Annotated in this window: 23 protein-coding genes and 1 pseudogene; 10 read left to right on the forward strand and 14 right to left on the reverse strand. The window is 64.1% G+C overall.

Going from position 1 to position 23663, the window contains the following annotated elements; all coding sequences use genetic code 11:
* Nucleotide 1: 1 nt before the first annotated feature.
* From MRAB57_RS12895 to MRAB57_RS12905, 3 genes and pseudogenes are all read right to left on the reverse strand, one after another.
* On the reverse strand, nucleotides 2-1228 hold the full coding sequence (locus tag MRAB57_RS12895; RefSeq protein ID WP_077087900.1) for an acetyl-CoA acetyltransferase: 1227 nt from the start codon (nucleotides 1226-1228) through the stop codon (nucleotides 2-4).
* A 217-nt stretch (nucleotides 1229-1445) separates the two neighbouring features.
* Nucleotides 1446-2580: pseudogene (locus MRAB57_RS12900) on the reverse strand (MFS transporter); the annotation flags it as partial.
* 17 nt (nucleotides 2581-2597) lie between these two features.
* On the reverse strand, nucleotides 2598-2804 hold the full coding sequence (locus MRAB57_RS12905; protein ID WP_077087901.1) for a hypothetical protein: 207 nt from the start codon (nucleotides 2802-2804) through the stop codon (nucleotides 2598-2600).
* 369 nt (nucleotides 2805-3173) lie between these two features.
* Between MRAB57_RS12905 and MRAB57_RS12910 the strand changes: the two genes are divergently transcribed.
* From MRAB57_RS12910 to MRAB57_RS12925, 4 genes are all read left to right on the forward strand, one after another.
* The gene (locus MRAB57_RS12910; RefSeq protein WP_077090580.1) at nucleotides 3174-4670 is read left to right on the forward strand and encodes a glycoside hydrolase family 183 protein; all 1497 of its coding nucleotides are present in this window, start codon (nucleotides 3174-3176) and stop codon (nucleotides 4668-4670) included.
* Between the two features lie 799 nt (nucleotides 4671-5469).
* Nucleotides 5470-6714 carry a PPE family protein gene (locus MRAB57_RS12915; protein WP_077087902.1) on the forward strand — a complete coding sequence of 415 codons (1245 nt, stop codon included), beginning with the start codon at nucleotides 5470-5472 and terminating at the stop codon, nucleotides 6712-6714.
* A 49-nt stretch (nucleotides 6715-6763) separates the two neighbouring features.
* Nucleotides 6764-8131, forward strand: a complete 1368-nt coding sequence (locus MRAB57_RS12920) for a PPE family protein (protein ID WP_077087903.1) — start codon at nucleotides 6764-6766, stop codon at nucleotides 8129-8131.
* 112 nt (nucleotides 8132-8243) lie between these two features.
* Nucleotides 8244-8519 (forward strand): DUF732 domain-containing protein, encoded by a 276-nt coding sequence (locus tag MRAB57_RS12925; protein ID WP_077090581.1) that lies wholly within the window; start codon nucleotides 8244-8246, stop codon nucleotides 8517-8519.
* A 16-nt stretch (nucleotides 8520-8535) separates the two neighbouring features.
* On the opposite strand, the gene MRAB57_RS12930 is transcribed toward MRAB57_RS12925, so the two are convergent.
* The 7 genes from MRAB57_RS12930 to MRAB57_RS12960 all read right to left on the reverse strand — a co-directional run bounded on the left by MRAB57_RS12930 (nucleotide 8536) and on the right by MRAB57_RS12960 (nucleotide 14037).
* A complete protein-coding gene (locus tag MRAB57_RS12930; RefSeq protein WP_077087904.1) occupies nucleotides 8536-9399 on the reverse strand; it encodes an SDR family NAD(P)-dependent oxidoreductase in 864 nt (287 codons plus the stop codon).
* A 25-nt stretch (nucleotides 9400-9424) separates the two neighbouring features.
* Nucleotides 9425-10765, reverse strand: a complete 1341-nt coding sequence (locus MRAB57_RS12935) for a cytochrome P450 (RefSeq protein WP_077087905.1) — start codon at nucleotides 10763-10765, stop codon at nucleotides 9425-9427.
* Nucleotides 10762-10974, reverse strand: coding sequence for a ferredoxin (locus MRAB57_RS12940; protein ID WP_077090582.1), 213 nt, complete (start codon nucleotides 10972-10974; stop codon nucleotides 10762-10764). Before MRAB57_RS12940 ends, MRAB57_RS12935 begins: the two co-directional genes overlap by 4 nt.
* A gap of 55 nt (nucleotides 10975-11029) precedes the next feature.
* Nucleotides 11030-11812: an SDR family NAD(P)-dependent oxidoreductase gene (locus MRAB57_RS12945; RefSeq protein ID WP_245835910.1), complete on the reverse strand. Its 783-nt coding sequence runs from the start codon at nucleotides 11810-11812 to the stop codon at nucleotides 11030-11032.
* A gap of 56 nt (nucleotides 11813-11868) precedes the next feature.
* Nucleotides 11869-12708, reverse strand: a complete 840-nt coding sequence (locus tag MRAB57_RS12950; protein WP_077087907.1) for a TauD/TfdA dioxygenase family protein — start codon at nucleotides 12706-12708, stop codon at nucleotides 11869-11871.
* Between the two features lie 100 nt (nucleotides 12709-12808).
* Nucleotides 12809-13396, reverse strand: coding sequence for a TetR/AcrR family transcriptional regulator (locus MRAB57_RS12955; RefSeq protein WP_077090583.1), 588 nt, complete (start codon nucleotides 13394-13396; stop codon nucleotides 12809-12811).
* A gap of 5 nt (nucleotides 13397-13401) precedes the next feature.
* Nucleotides 13402-14037, reverse strand: a complete 636-nt coding sequence (locus tag MRAB57_RS12960) for a TetR/AcrR family transcriptional regulator (RefSeq protein WP_077087908.1) — start codon at nucleotides 14035-14037, stop codon at nucleotides 13402-13404.
* Nucleotides 14038-14156: 119 nt separating this feature from the next.
* Between MRAB57_RS12960 and MRAB57_RS12965 the strand changes: the two genes are divergently transcribed.
* Nucleotides 14157-14720 carry a nuclear transport factor 2 family protein gene (locus tag MRAB57_RS12965; RefSeq protein ID WP_077087909.1) on the forward strand — a complete coding sequence of 188 codons (564 nt, stop codon included), beginning with the start codon at nucleotides 14157-14159 and terminating at the stop codon, nucleotides 14718-14720.
* 24 nt (nucleotides 14721-14744) lie between these two features.
* On the opposite strand, the gene MRAB57_RS12970 is transcribed toward MRAB57_RS12965, so the two are convergent.
* A complete protein-coding gene (locus MRAB57_RS12970) occupies nucleotides 14745-16121 on the reverse strand; it encodes an NtaA/DmoA family FMN-dependent monooxygenase (protein ID WP_245835911.1) in 1377 nt (458 codons plus the stop codon).
* Between the two features lie 35 nt (nucleotides 16122-16156).
* The gene (locus MRAB57_RS12975) at nucleotides 16157-16927 is read right to left on the reverse strand and encodes an SDR family NAD(P)-dependent oxidoreductase (protein WP_077090585.1); all 771 of its coding nucleotides are present in this window, start codon (nucleotides 16925-16927) and stop codon (nucleotides 16157-16159) included.
* Between the two features lie 82 nt (nucleotides 16928-17009).
* On the opposite strand from MRAB57_RS12975, the gene MRAB57_RS12980 reads away from it, so the two are divergent.
* A complete protein-coding gene (locus tag MRAB57_RS12980; protein ID WP_077087910.1) occupies nucleotides 17010-18200 on the forward strand; it encodes a cytochrome P450 in 1191 nt (396 codons plus the stop codon).
* Nucleotides 18201-18231: 31 nt separating this feature from the next.
* On the opposite strand, the gene MRAB57_RS12985 is transcribed toward MRAB57_RS12980, so the two are convergent.
* Entirely contained in the window at nucleotides 18232-18870 is a 639-nt protein-coding gene (locus MRAB57_RS12985; RefSeq protein WP_077087911.1) for a maleylpyruvate isomerase family mycothiol-dependent enzyme, read from the reverse strand.
* A 7-nt stretch (nucleotides 18871-18877) separates the two neighbouring features.
* Entirely contained in the window at nucleotides 18878-19294 is a 417-nt protein-coding gene (locus MRAB57_RS12990) for a pyridoxamine 5'-phosphate oxidase family protein (RefSeq protein ID WP_077087912.1), read from the reverse strand.
* 116 nt (nucleotides 19295-19410) lie between these two features.
* Between MRAB57_RS12990 and MRAB57_RS12995 the strand changes: the two genes are divergently transcribed.
* The 4 genes from MRAB57_RS12995 to MRAB57_RS13015 all read left to right on the forward strand — a co-directional run bounded on the left by MRAB57_RS12995 (nucleotide 19411) and on the right by MRAB57_RS13015 (nucleotide 23502).
* The gene (locus tag MRAB57_RS12995; protein ID WP_108637940.1) at nucleotides 19411-19911 is read left to right on the forward strand and encodes a hypothetical protein; all 501 of its coding nucleotides are present in this window, start codon (nucleotides 19411-19413) and stop codon (nucleotides 19909-19911) included.
* Nucleotides 19912-21364: 1453 nt separating this feature from the next.
* Nucleotides 21365-21619 (forward strand): hypothetical protein, encoded by a 255-nt coding sequence (locus MRAB57_RS13010; protein WP_077087914.1) that lies wholly within the window; start codon nucleotides 21365-21367, stop codon nucleotides 21617-21619.
* 124 nt (nucleotides 21620-21743) lie between these two features.
* Nucleotides 21744-22484, forward strand: coding sequence for a hypothetical protein (locus MRAB57_RS28555; protein WP_077087915.1), 741 nt, complete (start codon nucleotides 21744-21746; stop codon nucleotides 22482-22484).
* A gap of 67 nt (nucleotides 22485-22551) precedes the next feature.
* Complete coding sequence (locus MRAB57_RS13015; protein ID WP_157900599.1) at nucleotides 22552-23502, forward strand: toll/interleukin-1 receptor domain-containing protein; 951 nt, start codon at nucleotides 22552-22554, stop codon at nucleotides 23500-23502.
* Nucleotides 23503-23663: the final 161 nt, after the last annotated feature.

Below are 23663 nucleotides of genomic sequence, written 5' to 3' on the forward strand. Positions count from 1 at the left end.
GTCACGCGCCTTCGGTCGCGCCGACGAGGAAGCTGACCGTGGTAGCCGTGCTGCCACCAAAGTTCAAGGTGCCGAAGGCTTTCGCGTTCTCGACTTGATATTCGCCGGCGGCGCCGCTGACCTGTTTGGCCGCGTCGAGCAGCATCCGCACGCCGGAGGCCCCGACGGGGTGCCCGCCGCCGATCAGCCCCCCGCTCGGATTGATCGGGAGCCGGCCGTCGATTTCGATCTCGCCGTTTTCGATCGCCTTCCACGATTCGCCGGGTCCGGTCAGCCCGATGTGGTCGATGGCCAGGTACTCGCTGGGGGTGAAGCAGTCGTGGACCTCGAACCCACCGACGTCGTCGAGGGTCAGCTGCGCGCGGCGCAGCGCGTCGAGGACAGCCGCCCGTACATGGGGGAGCACGTAGGGATCGTCGGCCGCGCGGTCCAGCTTCTGGCGCAGGCCCAGGCCGACGGTGCGGTGCCCCCATCCCTCGACGCGGCCGATGGGGCGCGCGGTGGGGTGGTCGCGCAGGTAGTTGTCGTTGACCAACACCAATCCCGCACCGCCATCGGTCATTTGGCTGCAGTCGAACCGCCGCAGCCTGCCCTCGGTGATCGGGTTGGTGGTGTCGTCGTCGGTGATCGGGTCGGGCACCGTCCATCCGCGCGTTTGCGCGTTCGGGTTTCGCCGCGCGTTGGCGAAGTTCAGCTGCGCTATGGCACGAAGGTGCTGGTCGTCCAGGCCGTAGCGCCGGTCGTACTCGTCGGCGACTTGAGCGAACATCGACGGCCACACGTAGCGCGCCTCGGCTCCCTCATGCCCGGTCCACGCGGCGGCGCCCAGGTGTTGGGCCGCGATGTCGCCCGGCACCGTCTTCTCCAACTCCATGCCCATTACCAGCGCGGCGTCGTAGGCGCCGGACCGCAAATCGGCCATCGCCGAGAGCGCCGCCACACTGCCGGACGCGCACGCGGCCTCGTGCCGAGAAGCCGGGGTGTCCCATAGGCCGTCGCAGACGGTCGCCGGCATGGCCCCGAGGTGGCCCTGGGCCGCGAACATCTCGCCGAAGGCGTTGGCGACGTGCACGACGCCGATGTCGACGGCGTCAATCTTCGCCGCGGCGAGGGTTGCGTCGACCACTTCGGCGGTCAATGCGGCGAAGTCGCGGTCCTCTTTGGCGAGGTTGCGGGCAAAGTCGCTTTGATAGCCGCCCAGAATCCACACGCTTGTCGAGCCATCCATAAGCGCACGCTACTCCTGGAGAGCCCCGGAAATAGCGGACCCGTCGGCTCTCGGGCTGAACCGACGGGACCTAGGTGTGCGCGTAGGCCGGCCGACGCGCTCACCCTGTTTGGGCATTACCATCCCCAGCGCGAGACAAACATGACGATTTGCGCCCGCGCAGATTTGACCGACCCATCCTGAGCTGTGTGAACGGGGATCAGCCCAGGTGACCGGTCTAAACCGCGTCGTCGACCAACTCGGTGGATTCGGGCCCGGTTTGTTCGGCGTCGGCGAGGTCTACGTCGGCCAGGTCGATGCCCTTCGTTTCGTGGGCGACCACTGCGGCGACGGCGCTCACCGCCGCGGCGCCGGCCAGACACCAGGCGATAGGCACCGCCGACTTGTAGGTTTCGAGCAGTCGCACAGCAATGATCGGCGCCAGCGATCCGGCCGCGATCGAGGTGACTTGGTAGCCCAGCGACACTCCCGAATACCGCATCCGCGTCGGAAACATCTCCGCCATGAGGGCTGGCTGCACCGCGTACATCAGGCCGTGAAATACCAACCCGATGACGATCGCGGACAAGATGATCGCGTTGCTCCGCTGTTCATCATTGGGAACGCGAAAAACCCCCACAGGCCGGTAGCCACTGCGCCGACGAAATAGACTGGGCGCCTGCCGAATCGGTCGGTCAGGCTTCCGAACAGGGGGATGACGAAGAAGTGCACGGCGTGGGCCACCAGCAGCCACCACAGGATGGCCCGGGTGTTGGCGTGCACATGCACCTTCAGATACGTGATCGAGAAGGTGACCACCAGGTAGTACATGATGTTCTCGCCGCCGCAGGCCCATGGCGGTGAAAACCCCACGCGGGTAACGCTTTAACACCTCCAGGAAGCCGGCGCGGGATCAACACAACCACCGCGGACAGCCAAAAGCCGACGCGCCAGCCCCAGCTCAAGAATGCCGCGTCCGACAGCGTCGTGGTGAGCACCAGCAGCACCGCGGTGGCGAGCATGTTCCCGGCGGGCACCCCGGCCTGCGGCCAGCTCCCAGAAGCCGCGGCTGCGGGTGGGGCTGTGCTCCGCGACGAGCAGGACCGCGCCGCCCCATTCGCCGCCGACGGCGAAGCCCTGGATGAATCGCAGCGTCACCAGCAGGGCCGGGCCCAGTAGCCGATCTGCGCGAAGGTCAGGAGGCAACCCATCAGGAAGGTGGAGGCGCCCACCAGCACCAGGCTGAGCTGCAGCAGCTTCCTGCGCCCGTAGCGGTCGCCGAGTTGGCCGAACACAATGCCGCCGACCGGCCGGGCCGCGAAGCCGACGGCGTAGGTCACGAAGGCGGCGAGGATGGCGTCGAGGTCGCTGCCGAGGATCTACCGACTTGCTACGGCAGCGGCGGAGCCGGCGGTGCGGCCGGGGCCGGCGGCGCCGAGGAGGGGGGCGCGATCGGCGTGAGCGTCGTCGGAGGGGCGGGCGACGTGGTCGTCGGGTCCGCGGTCAAGACGGTCGTCGCGGTGGAGCCGGTCCACACCGCAGTCGCGATGCCGAAGCCGCCGATGGCTAACGCGGTGATTCGTCGGAAGGTTGTCATCTCAGGTCCTTACCGGTTGAGGGATTCCGGGCATGTGATCCGCAAAGCGGATCTATATAGACCGCTATACGGATCACACATCGGCATAATAACACCATTACCAGCGCAGACAAGACCGCAGCAGCGAACCCGGCCGACATTCGCGGTGGTCGGGTGGAAAGGGCGCAGCGGGGCACGACGAGTCGTGCCCCGCGTGCAGGACGTAAATAGCAGATTGGCTGGCCGAGGACCCCAAACCAGGGTTGCGACCCGGTTACGGATGGATACCTATTGGCAGATCGGGGATCACAACAGCCCCAGCAATCACTATCGTCACATGAGCCCACCGCAAACGTCAATGCGACGTTTGCCCCCTGGAAAGGTGTGACATTGCCGGCGATTTTTCGAGGCGCTTCGCTATCGGTGGCGACGATGGCCGCTGTCGCGTGCGTCGTTGCGATCAGCCCGGCGCCCACCGCATCCGCCACACCTTGCGGCGCGCCAGAAGCAAACGTGGAACCACCCCCGCGGCAGTCGATACCCGCTCCGCAGCCGGTGGTCCAGCCCCCGACGGGCCGCAGGCCCACCCGGACCAATGATTCGGCGCCGTTGCCCAAGCTGGGCCCGCTGATCTCGTCGCTGCTCAACCCGACCACCGGGGGGCAGCGGTACGCCGCACCGATGGTGCCGCAGGCCGGTGTGGTGCCGCCGCAGCCCACCCCGCCGGCGCCGGGCGTTCCGCAGGTTCCGAATGCCACCCCGCTGCACCCGAACGCGGCCCCGGTGCCGCCGCAGCCCGCGCCGCAACCGGCGCCGCCGCCGGGACCGCCGCCGGCCTCGATCGCTGGAGCCCCGACGTCGCTCGTCGACTGGGTGACCGGGCCCAATGGCCCGAATAAGACCCTGCAGCGTTTCGGGATCTCCGGCACTGACCTCGGAATCATTTGGGACAACGGCGATCCCGCCAACCGTCAGGCGCTCATGGCATTCGGTGACACCTTCGGCTACTGCAAGGTGCGCGGCCAGGAGTGGCGCTACAACGTGCTGTTCCGCAGCAACGACCATGACCTGAACAGCGGAATCCACATCGCCGATGGCGTGCCCAGCAACAATTATTCGGGCTCACCGGTATGGAACAACGGCCTTTCCAAGCAGGTGGTCAACTCCATCCACAAGGCCGGGCACGAGACGGGAATCATTCCGACCGCGGCGACTTCGATCGGTCGAACTCAGTACATGAACTACATGTCCATCAGGCAGTGGGGCCGCGACGGCGAGTGGACGACGAACTACTCGGCGATCGCGCGGTCCACCGACAACGGGCAGAACTGGGGGATCTTCCCCGGCAGCATGCGCACGGCATCGGGGGATGCCGTCCCGGGCATGGGATTCACCCCTGGAAATGAGAATTTCCAAATGGGTGCGTTCATGAAGGGCAACGACGGTTACATGTACAACTTCGGAACGCCGTCGGGGCGTGGCGGCGCGGCATTCCTGTCGCGGGTTCCCCCGAATGCTCTGCCAGACCTGACCAAGTACCAGTACTGGAACGGCGACAACGGCGGGCACTGGGTGCCGAACAACCCGGGGGCGGCGACGCCGATCTTCCCCGGCCCGGTGGGTGAGATGTCGGCCCAGTACAACAGCTACCTCAAGCAGTATCTGGTGATGTACACCGACGGTGGTTCCAACGACGTGGTGGCACGGACCGCGCCGTCGCCGGAGGGCCCGTGGAGTGGCGAGCAGCCGCTGGTCTCGTCGTTCCAGATGCCCGGTGGCATCTACGCGCCGATGATCCACCCGTGGTCGTCGGGAAGGGACCTGTACTTCAACCTCTCGCTGTGGTCGGCGTACGACGTGATGCTGATGCACACGGTGCTGCCGTAGTTGTCCCGCAACGTGATTCGGAAAGGTCGAACGAATCAGTTGGCCGTCGGATAGCCCAACGGCTCGTCGATTTGCCGACACATCCCTATCGCGACAACGAGGTTGGTGCGCGGACGAGGCCGAGCTGAGCACGAGCGTCGCCCGGGAGCGAACTGGACAGCGCCTCCGAAGGATAAGTACGATTGTGGTTTGTAAGTACTGGTAAGACGGGTGAAGTTGTTGCGGCATGCCTGCCGCGCAAACAGGAGCAGTGCATTGAGGTTTCTTGACGGGGGTCCACCTGCAGCGTTTGCTGCGAGCACCGGTGGGTTTAGCTTGCGCGGCTTCGATCACGCTCCGCTGCCCGAACTGACGACACTCGTTGCCGAGCAAACGCGGCAAGATAGCTGGCGCACAATTGAAGTCATCGCCGGCACGCACAATCGCCGCGTCGAATCCTACCTGCAGCGGCGACGGCACCGCCCGTGGCGCAATAGAGGATCCTAGCTTTCGGGTATGTGCTTTACCTGGTGATCGGCGTTGCTCCGCAACGCCCACGAAGCCACGACGTCACGATGGCGGACGAACTGCCGTAGCCCACTAGTAAGTCGCAAAGCCTCGCCTGAGCTGCAGCTTGTCGCCGCGAAAACGGCCATGTGCAGTTCATGGAATTGCCCTGTGCCACAACGCTGACGTCGCCTGGCAGGGCCCCGGCATTGTGCTCTCGACGAGCCGGTCGGCATCGTTGCTCTGGATACCAAAATCTGGGTGCAATTGGCACCGAGCATGGTCAATGCTCGATTAATTATGAGGTGTTGCAATGGATTTCGGAGCCTTACCGCCCGAGGTCAACTCCGGTCGGATGTACGCCGGTCCCGGGTCGGGGCCGATGTTGGCTGCCGCGGCGGCGTGGGATGGGTTGGCGGCTCAGTTGCACTCCGCGGCGGCAGCCTATGGGTCGGCAATCGCCAACCTGTCGGGCGGTTGGCGGGGCCCCTCGTCCGGCATGATGGCGTCCGCGGCTGCGCCGTATCAGGCATGGATGAGCGCGACTGCCGTCCAAGCCGAGCAAGCCGCCACGCAGGCGCGGGCGGCGGTGGTCGCCTATGAGGCCGCGTTCCTCGCGACGGTGCCACCACCGATCATTGCGGCCAACCGTGCGCACTTGACGGCGCTGATCGCCAGCAATTTTCTGGGTCAGAACACGCCGGCGATCATGGCCGCCGAGGCCCAGTACGCCGAGATGTGGGCGCAGGATGCCGGGGCGATGTACGGGTACGCCGGCTCGTCGGCGACCGCCGCACAACTGACCCCGTTCAGTTCGCCGCCGCAGACCACGAATTCCGCCGGGACCGCGGGACAGGCCGCTGCCATCGCGCAGGCTACGGGGGGATCGGTCGCGGCGAACACGGAATCGACTCTGCCGCAACTGATGTCCGCGGTCCCGCAATCGCTGGCAGACCTGGCACAGCCAGCCGCCGCCCCTGCCGCGGCCACCGCTACGCCGTCGCTGTTGTCAGCACTCGACTCGGCCATCACGGGTCCGTTAGGACCCGCGTCACTGTTCGGCATTGGCGGCAGCCCGTATCTGCTGGGCGTCGAAAACTACCTGGTGCCCCAAAACGTGGCGAATGTGGACAGTGCCAGGCACAGGCTGGCTCGGGACCAATCGGCGCTGAGTCGGCTAGAGGGCGGGGTTGATTCGGAGCCGCGGGTGGTGGGCTCACCGGGGCCCAGCGGCACCGGAACGTCAACGGGGATGGGCCGTGCCGGCCTGGTGGGACGTATGTCGGTGCCGCAGGGATGGGCCGCTGCCGCGCCGGAGATCCGGCAGGTCGCCACGGTGTTTCCGCAAACCGCGCTTGGCGGTGCTCCGGCGGCCCTGGCAGCCGATGGCGAGGGGACGATGTTCGGCAACATGGTCACCTCGGGTCTGGCCGGGCGCGCCGTGGCCGCCACCGGAGGTGGCTCTGCCCGCGCAATGGGAATTGGCGGCAGCGCCTTCGGGCGAGCCGCGACCACGGCCACCATCATCGTCATCAACGCCGACGACGCGCAGGAATAGCCGGATTACATCTCGCCACTGAACTTGTCACGAGAATTAAGGAGTAGCAATGGATTTCGGAGCGATGCCGCCGGAGATCAACTCCGGTCGGATGTACGCGGGTCCCGGCTCGGGATCGATGTTGGAGGCGGCGTCGGCATGGGATGGGTTGGCCGCACAGCTGCATTCTGCGGCCGCGTCGTATGAGTCGGTGGTCTCGAACCTGACCAGCGGTTGGCAGGGTCCGTCGTCGGCGGCCATGGCGGCCTCGGCCACGCCGTTTGTGGAGTGGATGAGCGCCACCGCCGGGCAGGCCGAGCAGGCCGCCGGCCAGGCCCGAGCGGCGGCGGCTGCCTACGAGGCCGCGTTCATCGCGACGGTGCCCCCGGTGGCGATCGCCGAAAACCGCAGTCAACTCGAGTCATTGGTGGCGACGAATGTTCTGGGACAAAACACCGTCGCTATCGCGGCCACCGAGGCGGAATACGGGCAGATGTGGGCGCAAGACGCCGCCGCGATGTACGGCTACGCCGGGTCCTCGGCGACCGCCGCTCAGATGACGCCGTTGAGCACGCCACCACAAACCACCAACGCCGGTGCGTCGGGGGCTCAAGCCGGCGCGGTCGCCCAAGCCGCCGCCGTGGCGCCCGCCAACGCGCAATCAACGTTGTCGCAGTTGATTTCGACGACACCGCGGACCCTGCAAGGCCTGGCGTCGCCCGCCGCGGCGGACCCGTCGTCGTTGGTGACGTGGCTGGACAACCTGAATTCCACGCCGTTGGCGAGAATTGCCGCGAACGTCGAGTTCGTCACCAAGAGCATCCGGCCGGTCAACGACACGTTGCTCAGCCTCAGCTTGGGCCTGGTGACAACGGCACGCAGCACGAGCGACACAGCGGTCACACTCGAGGGGCCGCTGTTCGCGGCCCTTGGCTCCAGTACGCAGGCGGCGGGGGCAGCCGGAGCGTCTGCCGTATCGGCGGGTCTTGGGAATGCCGGCTTGGCAGGGGCGCTATCGGTCCCGCCGAGCTGGGCCGCGGCCAGTCCCGCGGTTAGGCTGGCCGCCACCGTGTTGGAGTGCACCTCCGCGGGTGCCGCACCGACGGCCGTGGCCGGCGTCAGCGGCCTTGCGGGTCAGATGGCCCTCGCGAGCTTGGCCGGCAGCGCCCTGGGCGGTGCGGTGCCCCGCGTGGTCGCCGGAAGCGCCGCCCGGGTAGCCCGCCGCGCGTCGGACGACGACGGCAAGACCCCGGACAAGCTCAAGGCCGTTCTCGCTGAACTACAGGAGGCGCCGGAGTCGGTGCAGCATTGGCACACCGACAAGGCGCATCTGGAAAGCCTTTTGGACCAGCTGGCCAAAAAGCCGGGCGTCCATGCCGTGCATTTGTCGTCCGCCGACAAATCGAAGGCCACACCGCTCCGGGGTACGTGGGGATAGCCGCGGCCAGGGAGTAATGCGCCGGGACAACGTGAATGCTGTGAGAACAGCATTGTCGACCTCCCGCTTGGCGACGTAGGTTTTGCACGGGGGCTGGCAGAGCGGAGTGACCATGTCTGATCTCGTCAACCCCGTCAACGACGGATACCTGGCCCAGCTTCGCGCGACCGGTCTCAATTGGCCACCGGAGCACGATGCCGCCATGATCGGGATGGCGCAACTCGTCTGCGACGACCTCGGGTGGGGCTGGACGCCGGACCAGATCGCCCGCGATGTCGACGCCAATCTGGACCCCAGGGGCATCGGCGTCAACGACGTCGGAGCCATGGTGGGTCTTGCGCACCGGACCTACTGCCCCATCCAGAGGTGCTGGGCGCCGCACTGCTGAGCGGAGACGCTGGACGTCACCGCATGACGTAGGGGAATTGCGCGTGGGGATGGACCCCGTGCAGATCACGGTATGACGGTGGCTGTCGGCCGGCCTCATCCTGGATGCCGTACTTGGCGGCTAGCTCGGCGCCGATGAGAGTCTGGCCACTCAGCTCAGACAGGGCGGGGTCATCGTAAAGCCGCGCGATGACATGACCGGTGAGTTCGGGAGTTTCGGCGGTCTCGATGATGCGGCCGAACTTCGCCGGATTCTTGGCGACGATGTCGCGCACGCGTTGGGTCAGCAGCGAGCCCATCCAGATCGAAACGGCGGCGATGCCGCTGTCTTCGAAATCCACTGCCATGTCGGCAGCCATCTTGTCGGTGCCCGCCTTTGGCACGCCGTAGGCGGGGCCGAATGCATAGTGAACTGATCCAGAGGACGACGTGAAGACGATGAGGCCTTTGTTCTGGGGCAACATCAGCGGCGCGGCGAAGACGCTGGCTACATAGCTGCTGCGCAAGCCAACGACGAGCGTGTCGATGACGTTGAGCGGCTCCTCCCAGAATTTCGTTCGTCCCATCATCTCGTCGCGGATGATCGCAGCGTTGTTGACGAGCACATCGATCCTGCCGTGGTCGCGCCCGATCCGTTCGAAGAGATCGCTCACCTGGTCGTCGTCGGCGTGGTCGACGCGAACAGCAATCCCTTTCCCGCCCGACGCGGTCACCTGGGTGGCTGTCTCGTGGATGGTGCCGGAAAGCGTTGATTTTCCTGCGCTTTCGGTTCGGCCGGTCACGTAGACGGTGTACCCGTGGCTTCCCAGCGCCCGCGCGATGCCGGCTCCGGCTCCTCTGCTGGCTCCGGTGACGACGGCGATGTGGCCAGTGTCTGACATCAGTTGTTCTCCCGGTTACTGCGAATCAATCCGCTATGACGGCGACGTCTTTGAGTTCGGTGATAGGTCGAGCAAGTCCCTGCTCGTCGCAGATCGACTGCAGCCGGTCAAGCGTTTCGTCCAGACCCACCCCCAGTCGGTGCGTCGGGGTGAACGCGGCCGGAAGGTGCCGCATGCCCTGGATTACCCCGATGGTGTCGTAGTGCACTGTTCCAGCCAGGTCGCATCGATAGTCCGGCAGTCGGTCCAAGACCGCCGTCAGCATGGATTTGAAAACGGTACGCGCCACATTCGACCCTATGCAGCGGTGCACACCAAGGCCAAAGCTAAAGTGCCGGTTCCCCTTTCGATCGAGGACGACGTCATCCGGATCGGTGAAAACCGCGGGATCGCGATTGGCCATGGCCCAAGACAGCCAAAGTCTCTCGCCTTCCTTGAGCGGGGTCCCGCCGAGATGCATATCTTGCGAGATGGTCCGCCCATCCCCGGGTGCGGGTGTGAAGTACCGCAGGAATTCCTCCGTCGCGGTGTTCAGCAGTGTCGCGTCACCGTCTTTGAGACTTTCCCGTTGGCCAGGATGCTCGCTTAGCCACTCGAGCGCATGCGCCGTCAGCGCAGTAGTGGTGTCAAACCCCCCGCCGATGAGCAGATTCAGCATGCCGATCAGTTCGATATCGTCTGGCGGCTTGTCGTCGATGCGCAGTCTCGCGAGTGCGTCGATGATGCCCGGGCGGGGATGTTCCCGTATCTCGGTCAGGTTTACGAAGAGATCCAGTCCCATCGCCAGGTAGAGATCGCGCACGCGCGCTGCCTCGGGTGAATTCGGCGGCGTATAAATCGACGCATGCGCAGGCTCGTTGTAGATGCGCCACTTCGACAGCGGGATCCCGAGCATCGCCAGGGTCAGCACCGCGGGCACGATGTTGGCCAGGTCGTCGACGAAATCGATACTGCCCGTCTCGATGCGGTCGTCCAGGCACGCGCGGACGATCTCGTCGATGAACGGCTCCCAGCGTTTCACTGCCGCCGGCGACAAGTACGGATTGAGCGCCGAGCGGTAGTACCGGTGTTCTGGGTCATCCATCTCGAGCATGCCGCCGCGGAAATTCTCCGCCTCGATCATCGTCGGGATCGAAATGCCCTTGTAGCCACGGCGTTCATCGCGCACGTCGTGATCGTTGGAGACATGTGGGCATCGTGCGAGCTCAAAGACTTCACGGCTGCCCGCCGCGACCCAGTGCCCGCCATAGGTGTCGGTCCACGCGAGCGGACATTTCTGCTGCAGCTCGCGCGTAATGGTCAAGAAGTCTTGGCGGTACTGCGGGGCGTGGCGGTCGAAATGATAGGACGGCCGCGGGCTACTCACGATAAGACCCCGCTTTCGACTGCCGCAACGATCGCCTGCTCGGGACACGACTGCATCGCCTCGCGCACCTGGCTGAGAAGCTGCACTGGAACTTCGTCTTCGACCGCGCAGGCGTGACCGTCGATGTCGTCGAGCTCGAACCAAGTGGGCGCGATCATGGAGGCCAATGTGTGGCCCTGGCACTGCGCCGGGTCGACTCGTACCCGCACCGTCTCTCCGTTCATGAAATCAGTCGTACTGATCGAATTGCCTTGTCTAACAAACCTATAGGACGGCGCCACCGTTAACGCCGATGACCTGGCCGGTGACATAACACGACTCGTCCGAGCACAGGAACGCAACTAGCGCCGCGACGTCCTCGCCCGTCCCCAGCCGACCGGCAGGGATCGCTTTTGCCAGAACCTCAGTGGGAGGCAACTTTTTGGTGAGCTGTTGCTCCCGCAGCATGGGGGAGTCAATGACGAACGGTGGGACGGTGTTGATCGCGATCCCACGTGAGGCGTATTCCTGGGCCACGGCCTTGGTCAGGGCGATGACGCCACCCTTGGTTGCGGAGTAGTGGCCCTGCCCAACTGCTCCCTTTTGCCCTGCGGCCGACGAAATGGTCACGATGCGCCCCCATTTGGCCGCCGCCATGTCTGACAGCGCCTCCTGCACGCAAAGGAACGTACCTGTCAGGTTCACCGCCAGATAGCGATTCCATTCGTCGAAGGTGATCTTGTCGAACCGTGTGAAGCCGGCGATGGCGGCGCTGGTCACGAGTATCTCTATGGCTCCCAGCGAGTTTCGTACCGTCTCGAAGGCCGCGGTCACGGCTTGCGGGTCTGAGACGTCGACCGCGACCCCGATGGCCTCCGCGCCGTCGGCCTGCAGCTGGCCCGCCACCTCGTTGGCCGCATCGCCGTTGTTGTCAAGGACGGCAACTCGGCGTCCGTGCCGGGCGAGGTGTTCCGCGACGGCCCGTCCAATGCCGGACCCGCCGCCGGTAACCACCGCTACCCGATTCGCCGTACCCACGGAGCCTCCTGCTGTACGCTCGTACTGCACATCCTGTACGACTGTATAGCACACATCGCGGACGTGGTCACCCGTGCGGGCTCGGGTCAGCCCTGAACAGACTCTTCGCCCGCCAGTGTGGTGCGATGCAGCAGCCGCACCGACGTGGGCTCGAAATGCAAGGCCCGGTGCAGCATTCCAGTGTTGTCCCAGATGACGAGGTCGCCCTTCTGCCACTTCTGGCGCAGCGTGAATCGGGGCTGCGTCGACCAGGCCAAGAGTTTGTCGAGCAGTGCGCGTCCTTTCGATGCCGGCCAGCCGACGATCTCTTGGGCGGTTGCCCCCAAAAGCATTGACTTACGGCCATTGCGCCGCGTCCACACGAGCGGGTGGACCCGGGTAGGCACCCGGTCCCACGATGCGCGTTCTGGCTCCGTGGCATCTGGATTCGCCAGCGATTGAGCCTGGGCGAAGCTATGGAGAACCTGCAGACTGTCGAGCTCTCGCTGTTCGCTCTCGCTCAGGGCGCTGTACGCGGCATAGGTGGTTGCGAACTCGGTGTCGCCACCGGCGGGGTCGATCTCCCGGGCGGTGAGAAGCGTCGCCTTCTGCGGGATCGACTCCGTGGCGCCGTCAATATGCCAGTGGAAGTTGCCCTGTCGGTACGACGCGAGAAGAGCATTGGTCTTGTTGGGATCCATTGTGATGGTTTGTATCTCGGGGTGGTTGTGCTCGCCGGTGGGCTGGAGGACCACGGTGCCCAGGAGACGGCTGAAGTCAACCAACTCATCGTCGCTGATGTGCAAGTCCCGATAGATGACGACGCCATGGCGGTCGAGCGCGGATCGGGTGTCCGCGGCGGCGTCGAGGGTCAGTAGCTCGGCGGGTCGACAGCCGGTGATCTCGATGCCCACGGTTTCGGTCAGGGGATGAGCTGTGCCGGGCATGGCACCTCCGAATCGATAACTTTGGCGATTTGTACAAAGAACACTATACAACCGTACAGCGCATCCTCGTCAACTCATTGGCCCTAACGGATCGGGCGGGCTATTCCTCTAGGGGCTCGACGTCGTCGAGGAAGCGTTCCACCATGGCGAGGGTCTCGGCGTGCCCAGTCAGCGTGCCCAACGTCTCCTCGAGCAAGACCATTCTGGGGATCCACACCAGGAGAAACAGTGCCGCGGCTGCCGGCACGCCGTCGTGATCTCGACCATCAGCTTCCCACCGGGCCGCGACCGCGGCCAAGAGGGCTTGCCGAACTCGTTCTCCGCCTTCGCCGATGACCGTTCGCAACTGTGGACGATGATTGGCCATCGCGAGAAACTCCAGAAGCAACGCAGAACCTCGGCGGTCGCTCGCGTAGGCCCACACGGCCCTCAGCGGTTTGTCCGACCTTGTGGCGGCACCGAGCTCGGCGATGACCTGGTCGGTGGACCGACGCAGGACGGCGGCGAACAAGTCGTCGACCGATGGGAAGTAGTACTGCACCAAACCGGGGGCGACGTCGGCCGCGGTTGCCACACTGCGATAGGTGATCGCTGCGTAGCCGTCGTCGAGAATGAGACGCTCAGTGGCACTGAGGATCGCCTGCAGTTTCTCGGTGCGCCGGGCGCCCGCCCGGCCGGGGGAGGTCATCGCATTCACCTACGCGACTGGGTGGGCCTCCGCTTGCGGCGAGCGGATCGGGTCTCGATGGAATCGAGGTATTTCTCGATCGCTTTGATCACCTCGTCGTGGGCGCCGTCGACTCCCACGCCCTCTTCCAGGTTCAAGAATTTTGGGATGCCCGTCACCAGCAGTGCGACCGCGCCCAGCGAGAGGTCGCCCTCCAGGCGGGCTCCCTTGCCGAACCTGCGCGTTAAGGCCTCGATCTCGATTTGCCGCACCTGGTTGGTCACGTCGGCGATCGCAGACTGAATCGATTTACGATGGTTGCCCAACGCCATGAATTCGGTCATGAGCGCGCCGGTGGCCTCGTCCCAGCTGAAGTCCCACAGCGCATGCAACGGATCGTCGGAGCGCGCTTCCAGCGCCTTGGCCAACACCGCCAGATTGCGTTCCGAATAGCGCTTGATAGCGGCGAGAAAAATGTCGTCGAGGGAGGGGAAATAATACTGAACAAGGCTTGAAGTCACTCCGGCTTTGGCTGCTAGCGCGCGGTAGGTCACGCTCGCGTACCCTTCGTCGAGCATCATCGTCTCGACGCACTCGAGAAGCGCATCGCGGGTTGTGGACGTTTCAGCGCCAACGCGACGGGCTGCTGCTTTCACGGTCACCTCACTGGTCCGGGTCAGACCATTTTCGCACTCGCCAGGTGCTGTACAGTCGTATAGTCTCATACGCGCGCGGCCGCGCCTAGCTTTAGGCGGCGCGCTCCCGGACGACGAGGAGACTCATGAGCGCCGACATTGACCTAAGCCTGCTGCGCAGCGATGTCCAGTATCTGCTCGACCGCACCGCAATTCTCGACTGCGTCGCACGCCACGCGCGGGGTTGTGACCGCCACGATGTGGACCTGATCAGTTCGGCCTATCACGATGACGGTGTGGACGAGCACGGTGTGGTCGTCAACTCGGGGGCCGACTATGGGGAGTGGGCGAACAAGACCCACGCCGAGACATCGATAGTCCATACGCACAACATCACGACGCACACCTGCGAGATCGACGGCGACACAGCGCATGCCGAGAGTTATGTCATCGTGGTCCTCATCGGTTCCGACGGCGGCAGTGCGCAGTTCATCACGGGCCGCTATGTGGATCGGTTGGAACGACGAGGCGGCAAGTGGCGCATAGCGATTCGCCGCTCGACGGTGGAGGGAATGTTCTTGGCTGATGCCCGCGTGCTGCAGTCGAAGTTCTTCAAGCGACAGGGCTACCTCATCGGTACGCGCGATCGTCACGACTTGTCCTACGAGCGCCCCCTAACGATGGATACGCCGGAACCGGCCCGCTGGTAGCTCGCTCCCGAGCTGCCCTAAGCGTCAGCCGAACATCCCTCGGTAGCCGAAGGCGGGATGGCGCTCGGCGATATGGGGGTTTTCGGTGTCGAACAGCTTCTGACGCAACGTACCTGCCCGGTAATCGCTCTGCATGATGCCCTTGTCCTGCAGCACCGGTACGACGTACTCAAAGAAGTCGTCATAGGTCTCGGGCAGCAGCGCATTCATCAGCTGGACGCCGTCCACGCCGGCGTTCTGTAGTTCAATGAGTCGTGCGGCAATCCGTTCGGGCGTTCCCGCCAGCGTCTGCATCCGCGGCAACGAAGTCAGGAAGTCTCGCACCGTCGGCTTGCTTCCTGCAGGCCACCCGTTGATGAGCGCGTTGAACGCACCGCGGATTCCGGGGATGTGATCGACGAGGTCCTCGAGCAGAGTTTCGGGATCGTAGAGTCCCAGGTCTAGGCCGCTGAGGCTGGAAAAGTAGGCGGTCTGGGCTTCCGGACTGCGGAACTCCTCGAGCTCGCTCCACTTTCGTTTGGCCTCTTCGTCTGTCGAGCCGACGATGACCATCATTCCGAGCAGGAATTTGATGTCGGAGTCGTGCCGCCCGTACTGGCGGGCACTGCCGCGGACCGTCCCCACCTGGGCCGCGATGGCCTCGGGCGTTGACGCCGAGAGGAACATGAGCTCCGCATGACGGCTGGCGAACTCGAGCCCCGCGGGGGAACCACCGGCCTGTGCTAGGACGGGGACGCGCTGTGGGGATGGTTGCATCAGGTTGAAGCCCTCGACCTGGTAGCGCTCGCCAATGTGATTGATGTCGTGCACTTTTCGCGGATTGGCGTACACCCCGTTTGTCGGGTCATTTTTGACCGCGTCGACGTCCCAGGAACCCTCCCACAGTTTGTACATCACGTCGACGTACTCGTCGGCCCAGGCGTAGCGGTCCTCGTGGGATAGGTTGCCCGGCAGGCTGAGGTTGCGAAATGCCTTTTCGTTGGCGGATGTGACAATGTTCCACCCGACCCGCCCGTTACTGAGGTGATCCAGCGTGGATGCCATGCGGGCGAAGACAAACGGGTGATGTTGGATGACGGAGCTCGTGTACATGAGGCCGATGTCCGTCGTCGCGTGCGCTATGGCCGGCAACAACATGCTGCAGTCCCCGATCGGGACGTTCATCGCCTGCTCGAAGATGACGTCGCGGGAGCCGTTGAACTCGCCTTGTATGCCCAGCAGGTCGGTGAAGAAGAACGCGTCGATCTTGGCCTGCTCCGCCTTCTTCGCCAAATCGACCCACAAGTCTAGAGTGTTGAATTCGCGGGTGCGAGCCCCTGGATGGCGCCAAATGCCGTGAAAATTATGGCCGATGGCGTTCATCACCAGCAGGGTGACAATCAGTCGATTGCTTTTGGTCACGCCACATCTCCCGAATGGGTCGCAGTCATGCAATGTCAGACGCCGGCCGGGCCGGGCGCACCGTGCATATACAGGGTCTGCCCCGAGCAGAAGCTCGACGCGTCGGATGCGAAAAACAGCACGCCGTAGCCAATTTCGTCGGGTTCACCGAGTCGGCCGATACCGTTGGTCATAGCGATCGCTTCGGGGTCGAGGCCGTAGCGGGCGGCGTCGTCTGTCAGGGTGGCCGCACGGACGGCCCCCACGGCGATCGCGTTGACACGGATGCCCTTGCGGGTCCAGGCCGCGGCCATCGAGCCCGTGAGGTTGTTGACCGCCGCCTTGGCGGCAGCGTACGGCGCGGCTTGCGGCATGGCCAACAGGCTGGCTCCGGACGAGATGTTGACGATGGCTCCCTTGCCTTGGGCCAGCATCGGCTTGGCTGCCGCGCGCGAAAGATGCCAGACGGCACTGAAGTTGAGTGCGAGTGTGCGCTCGAAGTCGTCGTCCGGCCATTTCAAGATGGATTTCGTTTCCGCGCCGCCCGCGCAGTTCACCAGGATGTCGATGCGGCCGAATTCCTGCAGCGTCGCATCGACGAGCCCTTGGCATGCTTCGGCAGTTGTCACGTCGGTAGGTACCGCGAGCGCTCGCCGACCCAGTGCCTGCACCTCCTTGGCCGTTGCCTCAAGGGGATCCGGGCGTCGGCCGGCGAGCACGACGTCGGCCCCATGCTCGGCGAGCACCAGCGCGGTTCCCCGGCCAATTCCCGTGCCACCACCGGTGATCAGTGCGACTCGCCCTTCGAGGGAGAAGCGATCGTTCACGTAGCCTTCCTCCGTCCGCATTTGACTGTACGATCGTACAGCAGATGCTATATGGTCGTACAGGCACCGATGAGGAGGGCTGTTGAGCGAGGACATTTACTACGACCCTTGGGATGTCGAGATCGACCTCGACCCTTACCCGGTGTATCGGCGGCTGCGAGACGAGGTGCCGCTCTACTTCAACGAGCGTCACGACTTTTGGGGGGTGAGCCGGTATTCCGACGTCGAGGCAGCGCTCAAAGATCCGAATAGGCTGAGCTCTGCGAAGGGCGACATCCTTGAGGTGGTGAAGACCGATCCGGTAATGCCACCGGGGGTATTTATCAACGAAGATCCGCCGCTGCACACGATCCATCGGGCGTTGGTGTCGCGGGCCTTCATGCCGAAGAAGATGCGTGCGCTTGAAGATAAGGTCCGAGCCTTCTGTTCGGCATGCCTCGACCCTCTGGTCGGTGGAGAAAGTTTCGACTTCGTCCTCGATCTAGGCCGTGAACTTCCCATGCGGACGATCGGCATGCTCGCCGGCATCCCGGATGCCGATCAACCTTCGGTGCGGGCCGAGGCGCATCGGGTATTGCGCAATGAGCCGGGCAAGCCGTTGCCGGTCGACAAGGATCACTATTTCGACGGCGACATGTTCACCGAGTACGTCGCGTGGCGCGAGAAGAATCCATCCGACGACCTCATCACGGAGCTGCTCAATGTCGAGTTCGAGGACGAGACCGGCACCACGCGCCGCCTGACCAAACAGGAACTGTTGATCTTCCTTGCCGTGGTTGCCGGTGCCGGAGTCGAGACGACTGGTCGATTGTTCGGATGGATGGGCAAGGTCCTGGCCGAGCATCCTGATCAGCGCAAGGAGCTGGCCGACGACCACTCGCTCATCCCGGTTGCGATCGAAGAGCTCCTTCGGTTCGAGCCGCCCGGCCCGCATGTGGCCCGGTATGTCGCGACCGACGATGTCCAGTTCCAAGAGCAGACCGTGCCGGCAGGAAGCGCGCTGCTGGTCATGCTGGCCTCCGCGAATCGCGACGAGCGCCACTTCGACGATCCCGATCACTTCGATATTCGGCGCAAGCCCGGCGGCCATCTGACCTTCGGTCGGGGCGCCCACTTCTGCGTCGGTGCCCCGCTGGCCCGGCTGGAGGGTCGGATCGCGTTGGAGGAGGTGCTCAAGCGATTCCCGGAGTGGCAGATCGATCTCGGTAATGCACGCCGATCACGGACGTCCACGGTGCGAGGGTGGGACTCGATGCCCGCGTTCGTCGGCTGACGTCTTCGATACTGCCCGTCGCGCGCAGGCGCTAACCGGAGATCCGCTGTCGCAACACGGGCAGCCCGGGGCCGTCGAGCGCATCCAGCGCCACGGTGCGTCCGAAGGAGGCCAGCATCAATTCGGCTGCAGGCCCATGGATTTCATCGCCGCGGCCCCAGACGCGGTTGACGTCGGTAGCGCGCAGGCGAAGTCCCCCCAAGCGGCCCAACGGCAGCAGCCCCACCGACATCGGAGTTGTCAGGAAGTCCAGCGTCGTCGCCGGTAGCTGCGGATCGGGCTGGAAGCTAAGCCCCAGCGGGATCCTGATGTCGGCGCTGTGGGTCAGGATCTCGGACAGCCGGGCAGACGGTGCGTGCGGCCCGGGATACCAGTATTGATGGTCGGCCAGCTCGCGAAGCGTCGCCGCGATCTCAGCAGCCGGCATTTGCGCGTTGCGGCGCGCCCGTTCGTCGACAACCCGAGACAAGCTGCCGCGCAGCAAGCCGAGCAGCGTAGGCCAAACGGCGCCCTCGACCAAGGGCGTCAGCAGATGGGCCGCGACGGTCTTGATGTCCCAACCCGAGCACAAACTGTCGGTCGCCAGCTGCTCGTCGTCCAGGCTATCGATCAGATCCGCAATGCGACGACGCTCCTGCGCGATCTCGGCGTGGATCTGATCGCGGTGCATTCGCCGATTATTGCCGCGGCTCGGGACCGAACCTGAACCGGCGCCCGGAGACCTCCATGGCGATCAGCCGTACGTAGTGAGGCTTCACCGTTGCAGGCCACGACCGCAACGGTGCCTCCTCGGCGTCGAGGACTTCGGCGGTTGCCGTCAGCAGATGCGCCCTGCCGTGGACGATGACGCTCCAACCCTCGACGTCGGTGTAGCCGTCGGCCTCGAAAGCCACCTGATCGCTCATGATCGCTCGGTAGAGCTTGGTTCCCGGGGCGGTTCGGAACAGCAGAGTCCGGCGCTGAGTGACGAAGTTGACCGGAAAGATCTCCGCACGCCCGTCTGTGACGATGACGAATCGGCCCAATGATGCGCTGCCTAACAAACTCCAGCTCTCGTCTTCGCTGAGCACGGTCACCGGGTCGTCCGCCGCCATGATTCAGCCTAACCGGGGCGGCGGTTTACCGGTGCGTTAGTTCGGGTAGTTCCAGGTCAACGTTTTGAGTTTGGTGGGCGCCGAGACCTGTCGGTGTGACACCGCGGGGGGTAGTTGTGGTTGCCAAACACCGCATGGGGGAATTCTCAAGCAAACATGTTCCGAGGCGCGGGATCTCCGCGATCGCGGGTGGCTGCGAGGTGCTGGTCCAATTCCTGCTGTGTGCGGCCTGCTTGTTCGCGCTCGTGATGAACGGGGCGCAACCCGGCAAGCGGACCGTGGCCGCGATTCAGGAGCCTCCGCGCGCGTCCCAGCCGGTGAGTCAGGAAGGGGCCGTGGTTGCCGCCACCGTCGGATCGGTGACCGCGCGCAGTGCAAACGGATACACCCAGACGTATCTCGTCACCCCGGACACCACCGTGATCGCCCATGGCAGCGGTCAACAAGGCACCGCTGCACCGCATTTCACCGTCAATGACAGGGTCGTGATTCTCGGGACCATTCGGGGTGGCCGGCTGTTCGCCACCACCGTCGCGTATCGCGACGCGGGGAATGGCGCCGGTACGCCAATGGATTATGTTGAGGGTCAACTGGTTTCACCGGTAACCGGTCACTAGGGAACCCGTCACTAGCTGGGTGGTCGCGGGATCCAATGCCTGCCGTCCGTCGTCCACCCGCACGGCAGGTAGTTCACGATTAGTGGCGGAGTGCCGTCGAACGTCACACACTTCGGCGCGTTCCACGCCGGTCCGGGCGTCGGCGTCGGTTGCGTGTCGGCGCGAGCGACGGCCCCGCTGAGTGTCAGAAACTCAACGGCCATCAATATCGCTGCTGATTTTCGGATCATCGGAGCCTCCCCAGCGTTATGGCCCACCGACACCAACTTTAGTCCTCCGCTCCCGCGCTGAATCCTTTAAATTTCCTGACAATTTAAAGATCAGCCCATGAACGGGAGGACACACTGAGCACTGCCGGCGGCCTCTTCCCCCCGCAGCCTTGCCGCACGGTTAGCTCCATCGGGTCGTTCAATTCCGGCACATTGCTTGCTGCCGGGCAGAAGTTGACCCATCAGAACGTCGCCTGCGCCGTCGGGAGCGACTGCTGGTCGCGTGTCTGGACACCAGCGTCGGGCAACACGGATTGACCCTGAAGCCCTCGGGCAACGTCACGTTCTAGGCGGCCCATCCCGCGTGGTGCCCCCGGCAGGATTCGAACCTGCGACACCGGCTTTAGGAGAGCCTGAGATCCCTCCTCATGAGGGAGGCGAAGGGTGCCGTGAGCAGCCAATTTAGCACCATCCGGTGCCACTCGGAACCACGGTGTGTCGCGCGTTCACCGACCAAGCACCGACCATAGGAAGGCGCCGGCCATACCGTTCCGGAGCTGCTTGGTGGCGGGATCCGGTCTTACGCCGAGGCGGCGAACCGGGCTGTGCTTTACGCCGCCTTCCGACGCGAGGCCGACGTGCCACACCCCGATTTATCTCAGCGACCATCCATGAGATGTGTCGGCATGTTGCCGCATTGCCGGCGCGTCTGGCCGAGAGCGAGTTACACGTATATAGCTGACGCATAACAGCGGTCATCCATGAATCGTGTCCGAAACACTGAACGGGACAGGAGGGGAGTGCGACGAGGCCCGGCGCGGTGACTGATTCAATCCCAGTATCGCGCACCAGTTCGTGGTGTTCAAGCCCTCTCTCTGAGGGCTGAAATCAGCGACATGGGCCAGATATGGGCTAACCGATTGCGGCGCTAGCAACCCAATCGAGAGGTAGCTAGCCGTGACCAGCCAACCCCCGGCCAACCCGCACCCTGACGTCCCGCTTCCAGCCGACGCATCAGCCCCTGATGACGCGTCGACATTCTGGAACAACGAGTGCCGCTCACTGCATGGGCCCGAGTGCGTCGTCCTGAATGGTACAGCCGAGGTAATCGCCTCGGTACGGACTAACGCAATCCAGCTTCCCGACGGCAGCGTCGACAACAGCGAGCACGCACCGACGATCGGCGTCTGATCTCCCGCCCCTCCGAGCTTTTGAGGCGGCCGCGGAGGTTCGGCGGTGGGTCAGTGGCTAGGCGCGCGTGCCCGCGGTGCGGGTTCGAATCGAAGCGTCGCAACTGGGCCGACCGGCACCAGGCCGCCGCGGTCTGCGCCGCGGTGTTCTTCGGGCTGGCGGCGCTGTACACGGTTGTCGGAGTACTGCTGGCCTATCCGTGGTTCTTCGTGCCGATGCTCGTTGTGGTGTGCGCGTTCATGGTCGACCGCCGGATGCGCGTGCGCGCTGCCATCGCTACCGGGCCGACTACGAACACCGCGCACTGATCGCGGCGCCAATCGCGCCCGTGCGGCCGGTACGTCAGCGCCAGGCGCACTTCACTGCCGTGGCAGATGGTCAGGTTACTTCCTACCGAGCCTCTGCGTCAGACGAGATACTAGGTTCTCGGTAATGATCCAGATTCAGCCGGAGCCCGCAAGGATGCGTGTGACTATGGGGGTCGCCAGGGTCGGTGTCCGTGACTATTTCACGATGGAGCACCTGTGGAATGCCCGCCACATGGCACAACTCTGCGGGAGGCGGGAAGCCGAGCTAGTTGACGTGGGGTTTCGCGGTATCGACAGAGAAGTCAGAGCGTTCGCACTGGGCGCCGTCCTCGAGTCCGTGGCGTTCCTTGAGGCCCTCGTGAACAGCGTGTGGCAGGACGCAGAAGACGACGACCCTGAGTTGCCTAGCCGGAACCCTCACCTCGAAGGGCTGTCTGACGAGTCCATCGGAAGGCTACGACAATTGTGGCGGAACGATCGGATTGAACGGTCACTGGCAACCCTTGATAAATATCAAGTGGCCCTGACGTGTGTCGATCAGCCGCCGATGAACCTTGGTGAGGCGCCTGGGCAGATCGTCGCTCACGTCATCAGGTTTCGTAATGACTTGGTGCACTTCAAGCCGAAAATGCAATGGAGCGATGAGGTCAGCAACCTTGAGCGGGGCTTGAGGCCCCGCCTCTCCCCCAATCCACTTCTGACCGGGAATCCTTGGTTTCCGCACCATATGCTTTCCGCGAGCGGCGCCAATCTCGCTTATGAGAAGTCACGAGAGTTCGCCGAGAATTGGTGGGAGCGAATGGGTTTCGGGTGGGATACCTTCAAAGATTTCGACGAAATGGTTCCGCAGATTCCATCGGGCTAGACCCGGCGCAAACCGCGATCGCGACACGTCACCCTCCGGCCGGCCGTTATCTTGCAGAATAGGGCGCGTGAGCGCCGTTGCACCTCGAGTGTTTATGTCCTATTCGCACGACGGTGAGGAGCATGAGGACTGGGTTCTAAAGCTCGCCACCAGACTGCGCGGGAACGGGGTTGATGTCTGTCTCGACCGATGGGATGTCACGTTGGGCTGCAACCTCTCGCTGTTCATGGAGCGCGCTGCTAGCGACGATTACCGAGTAATCGCTGTTGTATCCGAAACTTACAGCCGCAAGTGCGACGACCGTAGCGGTGGCGCGGGTGTCGAGGCGCAGATGCTTTCGTCGAGGCTGTACGAACGGTTGGATTCCAATGCGGTCATCCCCATCATTAGAAACAACCCGGAGGCCGTGCTGCCTGCGTTCCTTAGTGGCCGGCTCTGGGAAGACTTCCGCGATGCCAGCATTGAGGAGTCCGCCTATGAACGGCTTCTCCGCGACATCCACGGTGTGCCCGTCGACGCCGTACCGCCGCTCGGCCCGAACCCGTTCGAAGGACGCACGGCGGTGGAGGCGAGCCTGGCTATCAGGAACTCGCCTGACCGCTGGCATAGTCCTGCGTTCCAGGGAGACGTCGAGTTCGTGGCTTCACAGAACAGTGGCAACTACAAGCTCGGGTCTGGGGACTCGCAGTTCACGCTGAACCTCGACTGGCTTCGCACCCAGGCCCGCATATACCGCGATCCTCACGACATCGCCAACGTCGCGGTCATCAACAGACCGCGGGAAAGAACCGAACTACTGGCGGACGTGTCTCAATTCGAAACAAGTAACCGGGTCGTCTATGCCAACGTCGGCGATGCCTTTGTGCTCCAAAACCGCAACGGCTTCTGGGCGCTCGTTTACATCGACAAGGTCTACTCACGTGAGGGGCCTCTGAATCGCGAGCATCTAGTCGATTTCCGCTACGCCATACAACCCAACCGGACGCCGGACCTGAGTGGATTCACTTTTCCAGGATGATCCGTGAGTTGGAACCTGAACGAAACTGGCCCCAGAGGGCCATACGGCGCGTTCGAGGCACGTCCGGCCGGATGACCTGACCCGGAAGTCCAAAATGTGGTCGCCACCCTAGACTCACTAATGAGCGCAATCCGACCAAGCCCGGCTTCACCGCCACCGCC

The sequence above is a fragment of the Mycobacterium rhizamassiliense genome (assembly GCF_900157375.1).
Classification (GTDB): Bacteria; Actinomycetota; Actinomycetes; order Mycobacteriales; family Mycobacteriaceae; genus Mycobacterium; species Mycobacterium rhizamassiliense.

Coding starts and splice junctions, on each gene's coding strand:
- MRAB57_RS12895 (WP_077087900.1), bottom strand. CDS start 1,228: ATGGATGGCTCGACAAGCGTGTGGATTCTGGGCGGCTATCAAAGCGAC.
- MRAB57_RS12905 (WP_077087901.1), bottom strand. CDS start 2,804: ATGACAACCTTCCGACGAATCACCGCGTTAGCCATCGGCGGCTTCGGC.
- MRAB57_RS12915 (WP_077087902.1), top strand. CDS start 5,470: ATGGATTTCGGAGCCTTACCGCCCGAGGTCAACTCCGGTCGGATGTAC.
- MRAB57_RS12920 (WP_077087903.1), top strand. CDS start 6,764: ATGGATTTCGGAGCGATGCCGCCGGAGATCAACTCCGGTCGGATGTAC.
- MRAB57_RS12925 (WP_077090581.1), top strand. CDS start 8,244: ATGTCTGATCTCGTCAACCCCGTCAACGACGGATACCTGGCCCAGCTT.
- MRAB57_RS12930 (WP_077087904.1), bottom strand. CDS start 9,399: ATGTCAGACACTGGCCACATCGCCGTCGTCACCGGAGCCAGCAGAGGA.
- MRAB57_RS12950 (WP_077087907.1), bottom strand. CDS start 12,708: ATGCCCGGCACAGCTCATCCCCTGACCGAAACCGTGGGCATCGAGATC.
- MRAB57_RS12955 (WP_077090583.1), bottom strand. CDS start 13,396: ATGACCTCCCCCGGCCGGGCGGGCGCCCGGCGCACCGAGAAACTGCAG.
- MRAB57_RS12965 (WP_077087909.1), top strand. CDS start 14,157: ATGAGCGCCGACATTGACCTAAGCCTGCTGCGCAGCGATGTCCAGTAT.
- MRAB57_RS12985 (WP_077087911.1), bottom strand. CDS start 18,870: ATGCACCGCGATCAGATCCACGCCGAGATCGCGCAGGAGCGTCGTCGC.
- MRAB57_RS12990 (WP_077087912.1), bottom strand. CDS start 19,294: ATGGCGGCGGACGACCCGGTGACCGTGCTCAGCGAAGACGAGAGCTGG.
- MRAB57_RS28555 (WP_077087915.1), top strand. CDS start 21,744: ATGATCCAGATTCAGCCGGAGCCCGCAAGGATGCGTGTGACTATGGGG.